Below are 17896 nucleotides of genomic sequence, written 5' to 3' on the forward strand. Positions count from 1 at the left end.
TCAAAAAATTGAATAAAATAAACCCGTTGCACTTTAAAATGCAACGGGTTTGGCATTACGGTTTTATCCGTTTCAACAGGCTAATTATTTAAAACCTGCTTTTTTCATCAACATAATGGCTTTTGCTTGATTGGCACCTGCGATGGATACATTGATAACATCTTGTTTGAATTTGCCCCAAGCAGCCACTTGGGCATGCGGTGCGATTTTGGGATTGGCGGGGTATTCGCGGTTTTCGTCCACAAACAGGTTTTGTGCTTCGGGGCTGCTGAGCCATTCAATGAATTTTTGCGCTTCGGCAGGTTGTTTGCTGTGTTTGGCAACGCCCGCGCCCGATACGTTGACATGCGTACCGCGTGCTTTTTGGTCAGCAAAGAAAGGACGCACTTTGGCAGAGGGGTTTTTCTTCAGCAAACGTCCCAAATAGTAGGTGTTGGTAATGCCTACGTCGCAACGCCCTGCATCAATGGCTTCCAATAATTGGGTGTCGTTGGAAAACGGTGCAGCGGCTAAATTATCCACCCAGCCTTTAACAATGCGGGCGGTTTCGGCTTCGCCTTTGTTGGCAATCATGGTGCCAACTAAAGATTGGTTATAGACATTGTTAGAGGTACGCAGACACAGTTTGCCTTTCCATTTGGGGTCTGCCAAATCGGCATAGGTGGAAAGCTGGGAAGGCTTCACTTTGGTGGGGTTGTACATAATGGTGCGGGCGCGTACAGACAAACCAAACCAGCGGTTAGCGGGGTCGCGCAGGTGGGCGGGAATATTGGCTTTCAGGGTGTTAGACTGAATCGGACGCAACAAACCCATTTGGGTGGCCTGCCACAGATTGCCGCCATCTACAGTAATAAACACGTCGGCGGGGCTGTTGCTGCCTTCGGCTTTCAGTTTTGCCATCAGCGGACCAGCTTTGTCTTCCACCAATTTGATTTTGTGTCCCGTTTTTTGCTCGTATTTGGCGGCAATGGGCTTCAGCAATTCGGTAGAACGTGAAGAATACACCACCAGTTCGGCGGCAAAAGCGGGGGCGGCGGCAAACAGTGCGGCGGCGGATACGGCAAGGGCTTTGCGAATCATGGGTCATTCCTTGGGTTGAGAATAAAAAGCGCAAGATTGCGGCATGGATGCGCCTTCAGGCGCACCGGCAGGGGGCATTCTAATGTAAATGCTTGTTGCGAACAAGAGACGTTATCATTTTTTTCCGCACTTTAGGCTTGACACGCTATAATCGCGCTTTTGTTTTTCCCGACTGCCTGACACCATGTTTGCCAAAACTTTGCCGCGTCTGTGGCTGCTATTGTGTGTGTTGCTGACTTTGATTCCCATCGGCGTGATTGTGGCCGCTTGGGGCGAATTTGACCGCGAAATTTGGGCGTTTTTATTGGAACACCAGCTGCCTTTGCTGTTAAAAAACACGCTGCTGCTGGCATTGGGCGTGGGCGTGGGGGTGACGCTGCTGGGAACATCATTGGCGTGGCTGACGGCAGTATATGATTTTCCGCTGCGGCGCGTGTTTTTTTGGGCGTTGATGCTGCCTTTGGCAGTGCCTGCTTATGTGTTGGCGTTTGTGCAAATCGGTTTTACCGATTACAGCAGTCCGTTTGCCACTTGGCTGCGCGAAAGCCACAGCTGGGTGTTTCCCGATATCCGCAACGGCTGGGGGCTGGTGCTGGTGATGAGTTTAAGCTTTTATCCGTATGTGTATTTGCTGGCACGGAATGCGTTTTCGGGCATGGGACGACAGGCTTTGGAAGCGGGCGCGTCTTTGGGTTTGTCGCCGTGGCGAGCGTTTGTGAAAGTGGCGTTGCCGATGGCGCGTCCGTGGATTGCGGGGGGAACGGTGTTAGCACTGATGGAAACTTTGGCGGATTTCGGTACGGTATCGGTGTTCGGTTACGATACGTTTACCACTGCCATTTACGATACTTGGTTCGGTATGTTTTCGCTGGAAACCGCCAAGCAGTTGGCAGCGATTCTGATTACGGGTGTGTTTGTGTTATTGGTGTTGGAACAGCTGGGGCGCGGGGCGCGGCGTTTTCACCGCAGCGACAACAGCGGTAACCGTCCGCGTCAGCCTTTACGCGGTTGGCAAGCATGGGCGGCGGCGGCGTATTGCGGGCTGGTGCTGCTGTCGGCGTTTGTCCTACCCGTGCTGCAATTGGTGTGGTGGGCGCACGAAACGTGGAATGAAGTGTTTAACGCGGAATTGTGGGCGCAGGCGTGGCATTCGTTTGCAGGGGGCATGATGGCAGCGGGATTCACGGCAATAACCGCCATCTTGCTGGCACTTGCCAAACGCGCCGACCACAGCCGTTTTGCTGCTGTTGGCGCACGGCTGGCGACTTTGGGCTATGCTGTTCCGGGGACGGTGTTGGCGGTGGGGGTGTTTGTGCCTGTGGCGGCGTTAGACAATGCCTTAATCGCCTTTTTCAAACTGCCCGAAGAAACCACGGCGATATTTAAAGGCACGCTGGCGGTGCTGCTGCTGGCGTATCTGATTCGCTTTTTGGCGGTGGCGTATGCCTCGGCGGAAGCGGGTTTGGAACGCATCAGCCCCAATCAGGCAGAAGCGGCGCGTTCGCTGGGCTGCACGGGCTGGGGCGTGTTGCGGCGGGTGTATCTGCCGCTGTTAAAAAGCGCGGGGGCAACTGCCGTGTTGATGGTATTTGTGGACATTATGAAAGAAATGCCGATTACGCTGATGATGCGCCCTTATGATTGGGACACTTTGGCGGTGCGGATTTACTCGTTTACCGGTGAAGGGCTGTTTGCCCAAGCCTCGCTGCCCGCCCTGCTGATTGTGCTGACGGGACTGCTTCCCGTTATTTTGTTTTCACGCGCCGAGCAAACATCATGATTTTAGAAATTTCCAACTTAAACCTCGCCTTTGGTGGCAAACCCGTATTAAATGGCTTTGGCTTTGCCTTGGCAGAAGGCGAAACTGCCTGCCTGCTGGGACATTCAGGCTGTGGCAAAACCACTGCCTTGCGCTGTATTGCGGGTTTTGAAACCGCTGCTTCGGGCAGCATTGCCTTAAAAGGTCGCACCCTGTTTGCCGCAGGCAGCGAAAACATCCCCCCGCACCGCCGCCGCATCGGCATGGTGTTTCAGGATTACGCCCTGTTTCCACATTTAAACGTGGCTGCCAACATCGCCTTCGGCATCGCCAAACAACCCGACCGCCAACGCCGTGTAGATGAACTGTTGGAACTGATTGGTTTGACAGGCTACGGCAAACAATACCCACACCAGCTGTCAGGCGGACAACAACAGCGTGTTGCCCTCGCCCGCGCCCTTGCCCCGCGCCCCGATTTGATTTTGCTGGACGAACCCTTTTCCAGCCTTGATGCCGATTTACGCGCCCGTTTGTCGCAAGAAGTGCGCCAACTGCTCAAACAAGAACACACCAGCGCGATACTGGTTACCCACGACCAAAACGAAGCCTTTGCCATGGCAGACAAAATCGGCATGATGGCGCACGGCACGCTGCAACAGTGGGACAATCCGCAAAACCTGTACCGCCACCCTGCCACGCCCGATGTTGCCGCCTTTATCGGACAAGGCGCATGGCTGAACGGCATAGTTGCCGCAGACGGCACGGTAGAAACCGCTTTGGGGCGCACTGCCGCCGTCCTGCCCGCACAACACAGCGGCAGCGTGCGCCTGCTGGTGCGCCCCGAACACCTGTCTGCCGCCGAAGACCACACCAACGCCCACATCAGCGAATGCACCTTTACCGGCAGCCATTTCCGTTACCTGCTCACCTTGGATAACGGCGAAAGCCTGTATTGGCTCGACAGCCAGCACCATCCTGCCGACAGCCGCATCCGCCTGTGTTTTGCCGAAGCCGCCGCACCCGCAGCCTTTAATATTTAGGACGTGTCCCCATCTGCTTATACAACGGTATTTTTGGCACAAATCCGCGTCTGCCGCGTTAAAAATGCACAGGCACGCACCGCCGCATTGTGGCATAATCCCCCTATCCCATCCGTAAAGATAGTTTGAGTTTATGCTGTTATCGCTGACACAATATTTTTTGTATTTAAAATACATGTTGGGCGGCATACTGATGCTGGTGTTGTTTGCCGCCGTCTATATCCGCATCACCCCTGCCCGCGAGCTGTACCTAATCCGCAACGGCAATTTGGCATGCGCCCTGTCTTTGGGCGGCGCACTGGTGGGATTTTGCGCGGCACTGGCTTCCAGCATTGCCCACAGCCTGTCGTTTTTTGACTTTATCGTTTGGGGTTTGGCGGCTGCCGTGATTCAAATCGGCGTGTATTTTGCCGCTGCCCGCCTGATTCCCAACGCCGCCGTGGAACTGGAAAACAATAATGTTGCCGTGGGCGCGTTTTTATGCGCCCTGTCGCTGTCTATCGGGCTGCTGAACGCCGCCTGCCTGACTTAAGCCGCTTTTCAATCCGAACAAAGGGAAACCGCCATGTTTAACTTTATCCGCAAACAGTTTATCGACGTTATCCAATGGGAAAGCCCCAATGAAGCAACTTTGGTGTGGCGTTTTCCCGTTGCCGACCAAGAAATCCAAAACGGTGCCAGCCTTACCGTGCGCGAAGCACAAATGGCATTGTTTGTTGATGAAGGCAAAGCCGCCGATGCCTTTGCCCCCGGACGCTACACCCTCACCACCCAAACCCTGCCCGTTTTAACCAATCTGAAAAACTGGGACAAATTCTTCCAATCGCCGTTTAAATCCGACGTGTATTTTTTCAATACCCGCCAACAGCTCGGACGACGTTGGGGAACGGCACAACCCGTTACCGTGCGCGATGCCGAATTCGGCGTGGTGCAATTACGCGCTTTTGGCATGTTTGCCTACCGCATCAGCGACCCCGTTGCCTTTTTTAAAGAAGTGTCGGGCGTGGTGGAACATTACAGCGGCGAACAATTGGAAGCCCAGTTGAAAAACATCGCCATGACCCAACTGGCTGCCGCATTCGGCACATCGGGCATTCCGTTCTTGGACATGGCGGCCAATCAGGTTTTACTCTCGCAAACCATGACCGAACGCCTGCGCCCCGAATTTGCCAAATTGGGCGTGGCATTGGAAAACTTTACCGTAGAAAGCGTTACCCTGCCCGAAGCGGTACAAAAAGCCCTCGACAGCCGCATGAGCATGGGTATTGTCGGCGATTTGGGCAAATACACCCAGTTCCAAACCGCACAAGCCATTCCCTTGGCAGCGCAAAACGAAGGCGGCATTGCTGGCATCGGCGCAGGATTGGGCGTGGGCGCAGGCATCGGTCAGGCGATGGCGGGCGCAATGGCAGGCATGATGCAGCCCCAAGCCGCAACCCAGCCCGCCCCCGCTGCGGAAGACCCGCAAGCCAAATTAGCCAAACTCAAAACCCTGCTGGATAACAATCTGATTTCGCAAGAAGACTACGACACAGCCAAAAACGAAGTGTTAAAACAACTGATTGGCTGAACCCCCTTAACACCCATTCAAGAGAAAGGAAACAACCATGAAAAAACTGCACCGTTCCCGCCAAAATAAAATGCTGTTCGGCGTATGCGGCGGCTTGGCAGAGCATTTTAATACCGACCCCAGTCTCGTCCGTGTGGTTTGCGTGGCATTGTGCTTAATCAGCTTTGGTTTTCCCATGCTGATTTTGTATGTTGCCATGGGCTTTATTCTGCCCGCCAAGTAACTCCGCCAGACAATAAAAAAACAGCCCCAAACGGGCTGTTTTTTTATCTGGTGCCGACAATGAGACTTGAACTCATACGACCTGCGGTCACTACCCCCTCAAGATAGCGTGTCTACCAATTCCACCATGTCGGCATAAAACTTATTTTTTGGATTTTTTATCTTTATCTGATTTTTTACTTTTGGATTGGCTTGCTGCCGCTTTTTTATCTTTATTGTCCGCAACTTTATCAGCTGCTATTTTGGCAGCTGCTGCGCCAGCTGCGCCCGCCAATGCTGCTTCACCCGCAGAAAAACTGCTTTCTTTGGCTTCGGGTTTGGCAGCTTCGCCGGCACTGCTTGCCGCAGAAGCAGCAGACGGAACACTTAAGCTATCCTGCATGGGAACAGGTGCTGACGTGCTTTCTATTGCGGGTGCGCTTTGGCTTTGTTGGATATTGCTAAAATCCAAACCACTACTTGAACCGCGTTGGCTGTGGATATAGCCCAACAGCAAACAAGTGGCAAAAAATACCGTTGCAGCCACGCCCGTCATGCGGCTTAAGAAATTGGCATTACCGCCCGAACCGAATACGCCCTGTGCGCTGCCCGAACCGCCAAAACTCGCCCCCGCATCCGCACCACGACCGTGCTGCATCAGCACCAAGCCGATAATGGCAAGCGATGAGAAGATATTAACGATTAAGATAAGGGTTTTAAAGGCTTCCATGGGTTAGTCGGTTTCCTGAGCGGCTCGGATAATAGCGGCAAACGCTTCACTTTTCAGCGATGCGCCACCCACCAATGCGCCGTCCACATGGGCGACGCGGAAAATGGCTGCGGCGTTTTGGTCGTTTACGCTTCCGCCGTAAAGAATGCGGATATTAACACTGCCGCCAAGCAAAGACAATAGTGTATCGTAAATAAATTGATGCATTTCGCCGATTTGCTCGGGCGTGGCGGTTTTTCCCGTGCCAATCGCCCACACAGGCTCGTAAGCCACCGCCACACCGTTGGCAAACGATAAATCTTTTAACACAGCCAACTGCGCCGCTACTGTGTCAAAATGTTGTTCTGCTTCGCGCTGCGCCAAACTTTCGCCCACACACAGCAAAGGCTGCAAACCTGCTGCCAAAATATGTTCCAACTGGCTGCGGCGTTGTTCGGCGGTTTCGGCAAAATACAGGCTGCGCTCGGAGTGTCCGACCAACACCAGCTTCACGCCCACATCTGCCAGCATGGGTGCGGAAATTTCGCCCGTATACGCACCGCTGCCATTAAAACGGCTTGCCATTTGTGCGCTCAAGCAAATGGGATTGGCGGAATTTGCAGCGGCAAGCTGTGCGGCAGTGGGTGCCAAATACAAAGCAGGCGGGACAACGCCCACGCATACTTTATCTGCCTGCGGTAAAGCGCAAATTTCTTCCAGCAAACGCGTGTTTTGTGCGCTGCTGCCGTTCATTTTCCAATTACCGATAACCCATTTTTGCTGCCAAACGCCTTGTTGCATGGTGCCGATTCCTGTGTTTTGAAACAAAACGCTTATTTTAGCGCAATTACGGCGGCGTTTACAGGGTTTGTTATAATGTGTCCTTCCTGCAAACACTGCCCCGATTTTTCCCATGAAGCCTCAAGCCGTTCTGATTATTTCCGTTTTTATTGTTGCCAGCTGCGGTTTGGCTTATGAATTGGTGATGGCTGCGCTGGCAAGTTATCTTTTAGGCGACAGTATTTTGCAGTTTTCTTCCATTATCGGGCTGTATTTGTTTGCGATGGGTATTGGCGCACACCTAACGCGCTACATTGGCGATGGCGATACACTTAAACGCTTTATTGAAATTGAGTTGCTGGTGGGCTTGATTGGCGGGGTGTCGGCGTTGTTTTTGTTTGTGGCATTCGGTATGCAGGCTGCGCCGTTCCGCACCCTGCTGTATGCGCTGGTGCTGATTGTCGGCACGGTGGTAGGCATGGAAATTCCGCTGGTGATGCGCGTGTTGCACGAACAACAAACATCGTTTAAAGATTTGGTGGCGCGGGTGCTGACGTTTGACTATTTGGGCGCATTGGCGGTGTCGCTGTTGTTTCCCTTGGTACTCGCCCCTAAATTGGGCATGGCACGTTCTGCCTTATTATTCGGCATTTTAAACGCGGCGGTTGCCATGATAACGGCGTATCTGTTCCGTTCGCGTTTACAGGCGTATCGCGGTTTGCAAAGCCGCGCCGTGCTGGTGCTGGCCTTGCTGATACTGGCGTTTGCCTATGCCAACCGCATTACCTTCCGCGCCGAACAGCATTATTTTGGCGACCCTGTGATTTATCAAAGCCATTCGCCCTACCAGCGTTTGGTGCTGACCCGCTGGAAAAACGATATCCGATTGTATATCAATGGCAATTTACAGTTCTCCGCCAAAGACGAAGCCCGTTATCACGAAGCCTTGGTGTTGCCTGCCATGCAAAACGCCGCTTCCCGCGCCCAAGTGCTGATTTTGGGTGGCGGCGACGGCTTGGCGGCGCGTGAAGTATTAAAATATCCTGACGTTCAACAGCTTACATTGGTGGATTTAGACCCGCAAATGACGGATTTTTTCCGCACCGCGCCCGAATTGGTCAAACTGAACGCCAATGCCCTCAATCATCCCAAACTCAAAATTGTCAATGACGATGCCGCCAAATGGCTGGAAACCGTTAGCCAACGTTTTGATGTGATTATTATTGATTTGCCCGACCCGTCCAATTTTTCATTGGGTAAGCTGTATTCCGTGCCGATGTACCGTTTGGTGGCACGCCATTTGGCAGACGGCGGAAAAATCGCCGTTCAATCCACATCGCCGTATTTTGCGCCCAATGCTTATTGGTCGGTGGTAAAAACATTGGAAGAGGCAGGTTTACACACCGCGCCTTATCATGTGTATGTGCCTTCATTTGGCGAATGGGGATTTGTGTTGGCATCGCAGCAAAACGATTTGCGCCCGCCGCAACGCATTGATGTGCCTGCACATTACCTCACCCCCGAAACCGCCGCGCAAATGTTCCGTTTTCCGCCCGATATGGCACGGCGCGAAGTGGCAGCCAATTATTTGAACAATCAAGCACTGGTGGCGTATTTTGAGCGCGACTGGCGCGAAGTGATACGTTAATGTTATATCAGCGTTTACAGCCTGTTTGGAAGCGTTTGCGCGACAGCCGTCCCACGCTGGCATTAAGCGGTGGATTGGATTCTATGGTGTTGCTGCACCTGCTGTTGCGGTGTCGCGCTGATACGGGCATGCCGTTTTCCGCCGCGCACGTTCACCACGGCTTGAGTGCCAATGCCGATGCGTGGGCGCGTTTTTGCCAAGACTTTTGCGCGGCACACGATGTGCCGTTTCACTTACTTAAAGTGCAAGTGATAAACCGTGGCGAAGGCTGGGAAGCCGCAGCGCGAAAAGCGCGTTATCAGGCATTGGCGGACGTATCGTCCGAAACCCTGTTACTCGCCCACCACGCAGACGACCAACGCGAAACCTTTTTACTGGCGGCGTTGCGCGGTGGTGGCACACGCGCTTTGGCTGCCATGCCTGTGGCGGCGGAAATGTCTGCCATCCGTTTGCTGCGCCCTTTGTTAAACGTTTCCCGAGCCGAACTTGCCGATTACGCCCGCGCCCACGCCGTTACGCATATTGAAGACGAAAGCAACAGCAATCCGCGTTTTTTAAGAAACTGGTTGCGCCATCAACTGCTGCCGTTTGCCTTGCAACGCTTGCCGCAACTGCCGCAACAATTAGACGCTGCCGTTGCCGCTGCCCAACAAGATTTGGCATTATTGGACGAATTTACCCGCAGCGACCGCGAATATGTTTGTGTCGATGGCGTGTTTCAGTGCTTGCGTTGGCGCGAATTGTCGGAACTGCGCCGCCGCAACCTGTTACACGATTTTGCTAAACAGCACAATTTAGGCAACCCTAGCCGCGCTGCCGTTTATGCCTTTGAGCGCACACTCGCCGCCGCCCCAACCCAGCACGCCGAATGGTCTTTACCACACGGCACTGCTGTGGCACATCAAGGGCGTTTGTTGCCCGTTCCCCATGCGCTGATGCACCCACCTTGGTTAAAACAACCCCTAATCGGCACAGCAGCGCAATTGGCGCAAAACTGCGGTATGGAGTGGCGTACGGGGCGCGGTTTTGCCCCCGATATATTGCAACACACCCTACAACTGCGCCCGCCTGTCCCCAGCGACCGCATGATGTGGCGCGGCACGCGCAAAACCGTCAAACGCATTTTGCAAGAACACAGCGTACCGCCACGCCTGCGCCCGATTTTTCCGATTTGGTGCAATCTGCACGGCGAATGCCTTGCCATCAGCGGTATCGGCGTGAGTGATACGGTTGCCGTTGATTCGGGTTTAATTCCCTATTTACCTGATTGGGAAAATTATTTTATTAACCGCCAACAGCAATAATTAACCGCTGGAAGCACATTATTTAAACCAACCCACTCAATATTTTGGAGAAAATGATGACTGTATACCGTTGTTCCCATTGCAAACATTTGGGTGAACACACTGCGCCCGTCGGTATCGGCAAATGCGCCCAATGCGGTAGCGAAACCAAGTTGTATGATACGGTATTTTTTATTAATCAGATACTTGCCAGATACAGCACGGCTTTGCGCGAATTGGAAGCCTTAAAATGTGCAGATGACGGCGAACCTGCCGAAGCTGCCCGTGAACAGGACGGTCATGTGAATCCCCTTGCCGGTCAGGATTTTTCCGAAACCGACATACTGGCAAACGCCGCACAACATCGCCCTTTGGAACAATGGTTTGCCAAACACCGTATTAAGGCGGATTTTGATTACGGCAAAGTGGATATGAGCGGTTATTATGACGAAGCTGCCGCCGCCATCGGCAAACATTATGATTTATTTAAAGATGTTTTGAGTAAAATCAATTGGGCATACCGCAACAACCACAGTGGTGCCAATTTTGATTTGAAAAAATACAGTCAAAAAGACGCGCAAACCCTGAACCGCATCTGCCGCGAGTTTTACAGTCATACCCTGTTTTCCCGCTATCATTACCAAAAACCCGAAAAACTGCTTAACCTGAAGTTGCAAAGCGCCCCGCCCGTGCGTCAGTTTTTTACCGGTGGCTGGCTGGAGTGGTTTGCTTTGGGCAAACTGCTGGCACAAGCGGCACAACGCGGTCAGCAATATACGTTTTCCTGCGCCCGTTCGGTCAATATCCGTTTTGACAATCAGGATTTGCATGAATTGGACGTGGTCTTTTTGCCTGCTGCGGGCGCACCGCTGGTTATCGAATGCAAAACGGGCGAATACCGCCGCGATTTGGATAAGTATTTAAATTTAAAAAAACGTTTAGGAATTGACGCCTGTCATTTTATGATTTTGGTTACCGATATTGACGAAAGCCAAGCCAAATCGCTGCGGGCAATGTATGATTTGACTTTTGTGACCCCGCAGTCGCTTGCTGCCTATTTGCAGGAAGTTATGTAGGGCGTGTCCCTATTGACTGATGCGGCGGTATTTTTGGCAAAGCAAAGAGGGACACGCCCTAAAACAAACAGGCAGATAATCGGCATTTTGCCTGTTGTGTGGGTTACAATCCGATATTTTCCAACCCTTTTTTAAAGGCAACCAAACCTATGGCACAAAACATCGTAGTCATCGGCTCGCAGTGGGGCGATGAAGGCAAAGGCAAAATCGTGGACTGGCTGGCAGAACAAACTGGCGGCGTGGTGCGTTTTCAAGGTGGACACAATGCCGGACACACTTTGGTGGTGGGCGGTAAAAAAACCATTTTGCGCCTGATTCCCAGCGGTATTTTGCACGAAACCCTCAATTGCTACATCGGTTCGGGTGTGGTGTTGTCGCCCGAAGCCCTGTTCGGCGAAATTGACGAGCTGTTGGCAGCGGGCGTGCAAAATGTGGAACAGCGTTTGAAAATCGCCCCCACCTGCCCGCTGATTTTGCCCTACCACATTGCCCTTGACCAAGCGCGTGAAATTTCGCGTGGCGCAGGCAAAATCGGTACGACAGGGCGCGGCATCGGTCCTGCTTACGAAGACAAAGTGGCGCGTCGTTCGGTACGCGCGGGTGATTTGGCGGATTTGGACAAAGTGGCGGCAAAAGTCAAAACCAATCTTGCCCTGTACAATGTGCAATTGCAACATCTACACGGTGTTGAACCCGTTGATTTTGATAAAGTGATGGCAAAAATCCGCAGCTTCCGCGAGCGTTTGTTGCCCATGCTGCACGATGTGGCGGGTACGCTGTACCAAAAACACCAAAATGGCGAACGTTTGCTGTTTGAAGGGGCGCAAGGTACGCTGCTGGACATTGATTACGGCACTTATCCCTTTGTTACTTCTTCAAATTGCGTGGCGGGTGCGGCTTCGGTGGGCGCAGGTGTGCCATCGCAAATGCTGGATTATGTGCTGGGGATTGTGAAAGCCTATACCACCCGTGTCGGTTCGGGTCCGTTCCCCACCGAATTGTTTGACGACATCGGCGCAGGTTTGGCAGAGCGCGGACATGAATTCGGTTCGGTAACGGGTCGTCCGCGCCGTTGCGGCTGGTTTGATGCAGCGGCGTTGAAGCGTTCCATTCAAATCAACGGCATTACAGGCATGTGCATCACCAAATTAGATGTGATGGACGGCATGAAAGAAGTGAAAATCTGCACGGGTTACACCTTGCCCGATGGTTCGCAAACCGATATTTTGCCCTTTGGTGCAGATGCGGTAGCAGGCTGTACGCCTGTTTACGAAACCCTACCGGGTTGGGACGAACCCACTTTCGGGGTTAAAGACTATCAACACTTGCCCGAAAACGCCAAACGTTATCTGAAGCGGATTGAGGAAGTTTGTGGTGCGCCTGTTGCCATGATTTCCACAGGTCCTGACCGCGAAGAAACCATTGTGGTACATCATCCGTTTGCCTAATCGGATTTAAATTATACGCCCGCGCCTGATGAATTTCTGGCGCGGGCGTTTTTTACAATGGCTTACGTTGCCACCATTGGCGCGGAAAACGCTGTTCGCGCATTTCGCCGCCGCCAAAAGAAAAAGCAAACGCGCCGTTGTGGTCAGTACGAATCACGCGAATATCACGCGTTTGCAGCTTGGCAAGCACATCGGGGTGTGGGTGTCGGAAAGCGTTGGCAAAACCGCTGCTGGCAACGGCAATTTCGGGTTCAACAGCGTTCAGCAGTTCGTCTGAAGTAGAAGTTTTGCTGCCGTGATGTCCCAACACCAGCACATTGCTATACAGGGCATCGCCATATTGGGCAACCATGGTGCGTTCGCCTGCCACGCCCAAATCGCCCGTAATCAAAATGGCACGCCCGTCTGCAATCACGCGCAAAACGCAGCTTTTTTCATTGTCTTTGGCATGGGGTAGCGGCGGCGGGGTGAGAAATTCAAAAACGGTGCGCCCGCTTTGCCAACGTGTACCATTGGTGCAGTGATGTGCTTTGGGGTAAAACTCGGGTTGTCCCGCCCATAGTTTTTTGATGTGAATGGCTTTGGCAAGTGCGGGATAACCGCCGTCGTGGTCGTCATCGTGATGCGACAACACCAGCGCGTCTAATTGTTTGATGCCCAAGGCGCGTAAATTGGGCAGCAGCGACATTTCGGCAGCGGGCGTGCCTGTGTCAAACAAAACGTTTTGTGACGGGGTTTGCAGCAGCACCGACAAACCTTGTCCCACGTCCCAAACATAAACATTTAAATCGGTTTTGGGTGCAGACGGACGGTAAAGGGTAAACATCAGCACGCCGCAACACGCTAAAGGTCGCCAACCGCCACCGCGTGGCAATAACAGCAATAAAGCACACGCCAATGCTGCCATCAGCAAAGGTGCGGGCGCGTGTGCCAACGCCCAATCGGGAACACGCGCCCCCAACCACAACAGCACGTCTGCGGTGTATTGCGCCAGCCAGGCAGCAAGGTCGCGCACAAAGTCAAACGGCGACAGCGAAGCCGCCAACGCCACAGGCACGAGTATCCACGAAAACAGCGGAATCGCAACGGCGTTCACGGGCAAGCTGAACACGGGAAACGTGCCGAAAAAATACGCTGCGCCAATGCCACCCACCAAAGTGGCGGCGCATTGTCCGCGCCATGCCTGTCGCCATTTGTTTTCGGGCAAACGCGCCGCCAAAGTCCACAATAAAGTCGCCACCAAACCGAAAGATAACCAAAATCCCGCCGCCAATACCGCTGCAGGTTGTAACAGCAGCACCGCCGCCAACGCTGTCCACCACACCTGCCACGCCGTCATCACGCCGCGTTGCAGCCATGCCCATGCAAACACCGTCAGCATCAGCAAGCTGCGTAAAGCGGGAATGCCGAATCCCGCCAATGCCGTGTAAAACGCCGCTGCCGCCACGCCTGCGCCCAACTGCCACACTCTCGGACGGGCAGGCACACGCGGTAAAAACCGCATCAGCCATTTGCACAACAGCGCCGCCATCACCGCCACCATAGAAATATGCAAACCCGAAATACTGACCAAATGGTTTAAACCCAAAGGTCGGAACGCTGCCCATGCTTCAGGCGGCAAACCCGAACGGTCGCCCACCGCCAGCGCTCGCATCAGTCCCGCGCCGTGTGCCGTTTCTTTGCCCGTGCGCTGCCACGCCGCCGAAATCCGCGCCCGCCAGCCATTGGCATTCCACACGGGCGCATCGCCCAAACGTTCCCGCTCGCGCCCCACCGAAGCCAAACCGTCTATCCCGTTTGCCAACGCCCACGCCTCGCGGTCAAAACCCACAGGATTACGCATACCCAAAGGTGCGCGTACCCTTGCCTTAATGCGCCAACGCTCGCCCGTGTGCCAATCGCGTTTGTTGTAATCGTAAAATAAGAAACGGTATTCTTTGCCTTGCTCGGTACGCGCCGTGGCGGTAAAACGGCTGCGACCGTCTTCGCTGCGTTCGGGCAAACCCGTTACCGTGATGTCCAATAATTGCGATTGTGGCGACTGCGCTACCTGCCATTGTGCCTGCAATGCCGTTTCGGTGCGCCACAGCGAATACACTGCGCCCGTTATTAGGCAAAACAGCGTCAGTGCCATTGCCAACAGCCGCTGCCGTTCCCAAAAATACGCGCCTGCTGCCGTTGCTGCTGCGGCAAACCATGCTGTTGCCCACCATGCCCACGCGCCGCGTTCGGGCAAAAAAAATGCCGCCGCCGCACCGATGCAGAACGCAGGCACACACAAACCATAGCGCATAAGCCTTCCCCCATTGCAAACAGGGCGGAAACCCCTTCCGCCCTGTTTGAAAAAATTGTACTTAAACGTGTTCCACAAACGACACAATCACACCGCAGCCGTCTGCCGCCGCCGCACGGTAAAACCCGCACAAACGCGCAAACCACGCGCCCAGTTCTTCGGCGCGTTCGGGGCTGTCGCTGTGGTCAAACTCTTCGCTGCCGCGAATATGAAAGGCTTCGGCAAACGCCGCCAAATCCGCTTCGGCAGACAGCTCTTCGGCATTTTGCGCCAAATCCGCGTTAAACGCCGCCAAACGCGCCGCAAAGTCCACTTTTGCCAAGGCTGCGGCAATGGCAGCAGTATCATCGGGCAGAATATACGCCGCACCCATATCGCTCCAGCCATCCAAATACTCAATACCGTCAATCGCGGCAATCAGCTGGGCATTGTCGGGCGTGTCTGCACCCGTAAACACCGCCTGCAACACCCGCCATAGTTGCGGCACTTTCAAATAACGGCGGCTTTGGTCTTCAGGCAAACCAAAACGGCGCACCACTTCGCCCTTATCGGCGCGGCGGTGGTTCAACGTATCGGCAATTTCGCGCAAATCGGCTTCGGGATAAGCCGTATAAACCAAATTGGTCATGGGATTCGTCCTTTGTTGTAGCATTTAACAAATGCTTACAGTGTAAACCCAAACGCCAGCCCCGTCCACATACACAGCAGCAGTATAATCACGGTTTCCCCACACATACCAACTGGCATGCGCGAGTAAGAATAACATGGAAACCATTAAATTCATCATTCTTGCCATTGTGTATTATGCAACCATCGCAGCGATAACGTTGTTTTTCTGCTCGCCTGTTATCATGCTGTTGCGTAAAATGTGGAAACAACCGCAGCCTTTCCGCAGCCGTGCATGGTGGCTTGCCGTGCCGTTTCATTTATTGTGGCTGCCTGCGTGGTACGGGCTACTGGCAACCGCTTCACACAATATAGAATATAATCCCGAAATCTCTCGTTTTAACGAATGGAATATTACTTGGCTGCTCGCAGCCTTTGCCCTACAAATATGGATTGCCGTGATATTGCTGTGGCAATACCAACGCGGGCACCCCCGTGCTTTAGTCCGCTGTAACGCTTTTTTGCTAACAGGTTTCACCACCATGGCATTATCCTATTGGCTGGCAGACTATCTGTATCCGCTGCTTTATCGTTGGTGGTGGCAACCTTTACTTCAGATCATGGATTTGGGCAACGATACCACCTTGCGCGGGCTTAACCACACCAGATACAGCGTCGCTTCTTTCTTGCTGTATTTGGCATTTCTTTACCCGTATGGTTTAGTACTTTCTGCAGCGTGGTATTTACTGCTGGAAAAATTTGTCCCCGCACAATCCCCGTTATCCAAGCCATCCAAACGTTATAAAATACGCAAACCTGAACGTTAAACCAATAATCATATCAAAGAAAATATATGAAATATAAAGACCTGCGCGGATTTATCGCACAACTGGAAAACCAAGGCAAGCTTAAGCGTATTGCTGCGCCCGTTTCACCGCATTTGCAGATGACCGAAATTGCCGACCGCGTGTTACGCGCCGAAGGTCCTGCACTGCTGTTTGAACAGCCCGTGCGTTCAGACGGTACGCGCTATGATTTTCCCGTGCTTGCCAACTTGTTCGGCACGCCTGAACGCGTGGCAATGGGCATGGGCGCAGACAGCGTGGACAAATTGCGCGAAATCGGACACACCCTTGCCTACCTGAAAGAACCCGAACCGCCCAAAGGCATTAAAGATGCCTTTTCCAAACTGCCTTTATTAAAAGACATTTGGAGCATGGCGCCGAATATCGTTAAAAACGCGCCCTGCCAAGAAATCGTGTGGGAAGGCGATGCCGTTGATTTAAATAAACTGCCGATTCAGCATTGTTGGAAAGACGATGTTGCCCCCTTAATCACTTGGGGCTTAACCGTTACCAAAGGACCGCATAAAAAACGCCAAAATCTCGGCATTTACCGTCAGCAACTGATTGGCAAAAACAAACTGATTATGCGCTGGCTGGCGCACCGTGGCGGCGCATTGGATTTTCAGGCGCACAAAAAGCTGTATCCCGACACGCCTTACCCCGTTGCCGTGGTGTTGGGCTGCGACCCCGCCACCATTTTGGGCGCGGTAACGCCTGTTCCCGACACCTTGAGCGAATACCAGTTTGCAGGATTATTGCGCGGTTCGCGTACTGAATTGGTCAAGTGCATTGGCAACGATTTGCACGTTCCCGCGCGTGCCGAAATCGTGTTGGAAGGCGTGATTTATCCTGATGAAACCGCGCTGGAAGGACCGTACGGCGACCACACGGGCTATTACAACGAACAAGACCGTTTTCCCGTGCTGACGGTGGAACGCATCACCATGCGTGAAAATCCGATTTACCACAGCACCTACACAGGCAAACCACCAGATGAACCCGCCGTTTTGGGCGTGGCGTTAAACGAAGTGTTTGTGCCCTTGCTGCAAAAACAGTTTCCCGAAATTGTGGATTTTTACCTACCACCCGAAGGCTGTTCCTACCGCATGGCAGTGGTTTCCATTAAAAAACAATACGCAGGACACGCCAAACGCATCATGATGGGCTGTTGGTCGTTTTTGCGCCAGTTTATGTACACCAAATTTATTGTGGTGGTGGACGACGATGTCAATTGCCGCGACTGGAAAGAAGTGATTTGGGCGATTACCACGCGCATGGACCCCGTGCGTGATACCGTGCTGATTGAAAACACGCCGATTGACTACTTGGATTTTGCCAGTCCCGTTAGCGGTTTGGGCGGAAAAATGGGCTTGGACGCCACCAATAAATGGGCAGGCGAAACCTCGCGCGAATGGGGGCGCGTGATTCAACGCGATGCGGAAACGGTAAAACAAGTGGATGCGATGTGGGGGGAGTTGGGTTTATAAGATAAAATATCCGATTGTCCATACGGCAGCAGTACTTGCTGTTTGATGGGAAAACATTATTTCAACCGTAT

General features: G+C 53.0%; 15 protein-coding genes, 1 tRNA gene and 1 pseudogene. 11 read left to right on the forward strand and 6 right to left on the reverse strand.

From position 1 onward, the window contains the following. Positions 1-84 precede the first annotated feature (84 nt). Entirely contained in the window at positions 85-1077 is a 993-nt protein-coding gene (locus tag H3L98_RS09985) for a Fe(3+) ABC transporter substrate-binding protein (protein ID WP_027021900.1), read from the reverse strand. 187 nt (positions 1078-1264) lie between these two features. Here H3L98_RS09985 and H3L98_RS09990 point away from each other — a divergent pair, with 187 nt between their 5' ends. The 5 genes from H3L98_RS09990 (at position 1265) to H3L98_RS10010 (ending at position 5672) form a co-directional block, all read left to right on the forward strand. Beyond that, a complete protein-coding gene (locus H3L98_RS09990) occupies positions 1265-2860 on the forward strand; it encodes an ABC transporter permease (RefSeq protein WP_034333172.1) in 1596 nt (531 codons plus the stop codon). Next, a complete protein-coding gene (locus H3L98_RS09995; protein WP_034333174.1) occupies positions 2857-3879 on the forward strand; it encodes an ABC transporter ATP-binding protein in 1023 nt (340 codons plus the stop codon). Before H3L98_RS09990 ends, H3L98_RS09995 begins: the two co-directional genes overlap by 4 nt. A gap of 133 nt (positions 3880-4012) precedes the next feature. Then, positions 4013-4411: a DUF350 domain-containing protein gene (locus H3L98_RS10000; RefSeq protein WP_027021902.1), complete on the forward strand. Its 399-nt coding sequence runs from the start codon at positions 4013-4015 to the stop codon at positions 4409-4411. A 33-nt stretch (positions 4412-4444) separates the two neighbouring features. Beyond that, positions 4445-5449 carry an SPFH domain-containing protein gene (locus H3L98_RS10005; RefSeq protein WP_027021903.1) on the forward strand — a complete coding sequence of 335 codons (1005 nt, stop codon included), beginning with the start codon at positions 4445-4447 and terminating at the stop codon, positions 5447-5449. Positions 5450-5486: 37 nt separating this feature from the next. Further along, positions 5487-5672: a PspC domain-containing protein gene (locus H3L98_RS10010; protein WP_027021904.1), complete on the forward strand. Its 186-nt coding sequence runs from the start codon at positions 5487-5489 to the stop codon at positions 5670-5672. 48 nt (positions 5673-5720) lie between these two features. Here H3L98_RS10010 and H3L98_RS10015 read toward each other — a convergent pair. The 3 genes and pseudogenes from H3L98_RS10015 to tpiA form a co-directional block, all read right to left on the reverse strand. Beyond that, positions 5721-5806: transfer RNA gene (locus H3L98_RS10015), tRNA-Leu, on the reverse strand. Between the two features lie 241 nt (positions 5807-6047). After that, positions 6048-6380, reverse strand: a pseudogene (gene secG, locus H3L98_RS10960) (preprotein translocase subunit SecG); the annotation flags it as partial. A gap of 3 nt (positions 6381-6383) precedes the next feature. After that, the gene (tpiA, locus tag H3L98_RS10025) at positions 6384-7160 is read right to left on the reverse strand and encodes a triose-phosphate isomerase (protein WP_027021905.1); all 777 of its coding nucleotides are present in this window, start codon (positions 7158-7160) and stop codon (positions 6384-6386) included. A gap of 112 nt (positions 7161-7272) precedes the next feature. Between tpiA and H3L98_RS10030 the strand changes: the two genes are divergently transcribed. The 4 genes from H3L98_RS10030 (at position 7273) to H3L98_RS10045 (ending at position 12594) form a co-directional block, all read left to right on the forward strand. After that, positions 7273-8787 (forward strand): polyamine aminopropyltransferase, encoded by a 1515-nt coding sequence (locus tag H3L98_RS10030; protein ID WP_027021906.1) that lies wholly within the window; start codon positions 7273-7275, stop codon positions 8785-8787. Further along, positions 8787-10091, forward strand: a complete 1305-nt coding sequence (gene tilS / locus H3L98_RS10035) for a tRNA lysidine(34) synthetase TilS (RefSeq protein WP_051532037.1) — start codon at positions 8787-8789, stop codon at positions 10089-10091. Before H3L98_RS10030 ends, tilS begins: the two co-directional genes overlap by 1 nt. 53 nt (positions 10092-10144) lie before the next feature. Next, positions 10145-11146 carry a PDDEXK family nuclease gene (locus tag H3L98_RS10040; RefSeq protein ID WP_338025823.1) on the forward strand — a complete coding sequence of 334 codons (1002 nt, stop codon included), beginning with the start codon at positions 10145-10147 and terminating at the stop codon, positions 11144-11146. Positions 11147-11295: 149 nt separating this feature from the next. Then, positions 11296-12594 carry an adenylosuccinate synthase gene (locus H3L98_RS10045; protein ID WP_027021908.1) on the forward strand — a complete coding sequence of 433 codons (1299 nt, stop codon included), beginning with the start codon at positions 11296-11298 and terminating at the stop codon, positions 12592-12594. A 52-nt stretch (positions 12595-12646) separates the two neighbouring features. Here H3L98_RS10045 and H3L98_RS10050 read toward each other — a convergent pair whose 3' ends face one another. Together H3L98_RS10050 and H3L98_RS10055 are read right to left on the reverse strand one after the other, a co-directional pair. Further along, on the reverse strand, positions 12647-14887 hold the full coding sequence (locus H3L98_RS10050; protein ID WP_027021909.1) for a DNA internalization-related competence protein ComEC/Rec2: 2241 nt from the start codon (positions 14885-14887) through the stop codon (positions 12647-12649). A gap of 61 nt (positions 14888-14948) precedes the next feature. Next, on the reverse strand, positions 14949-15515 hold the full coding sequence (locus tag H3L98_RS10055) for a DUF1877 family protein (protein WP_027021910.1): 567 nt from the start codon (positions 15513-15515) through the stop codon (positions 14949-14951). Positions 15516-15651: 136 nt separating this feature from the next. Here H3L98_RS10055 and H3L98_RS10060 point away from each other — a divergent pair, with 136 nt between their 5' ends. Then, the gene (locus tag H3L98_RS10060; protein WP_156932252.1) at positions 15652-16320 is read left to right on the forward strand and encodes a hypothetical protein; all 669 of its coding nucleotides are present in this window, start codon (positions 15652-15654) and stop codon (positions 16318-16320) included. A 26-nt stretch (positions 16321-16346) separates the two neighbouring features. Next, a complete protein-coding gene (ubiD, locus tag H3L98_RS10065) occupies positions 16347-17825 on the forward strand; it encodes a 4-hydroxy-3-polyprenylbenzoate decarboxylase (RefSeq protein ID WP_027021912.1) in 1479 nt (492 codons plus the stop codon). Positions 17826-17896: the final 71 nt, after the last annotated feature.

The sequence above is a fragment of the Conchiformibius steedae genome, from assembly GCF_014054725.1.
In the GTDB taxonomy this organism is placed as follows: Bacteria; Pseudomonadota; Gammaproteobacteria; order Burkholderiales; family Neisseriaceae; genus Conchiformibius; species Conchiformibius steedae.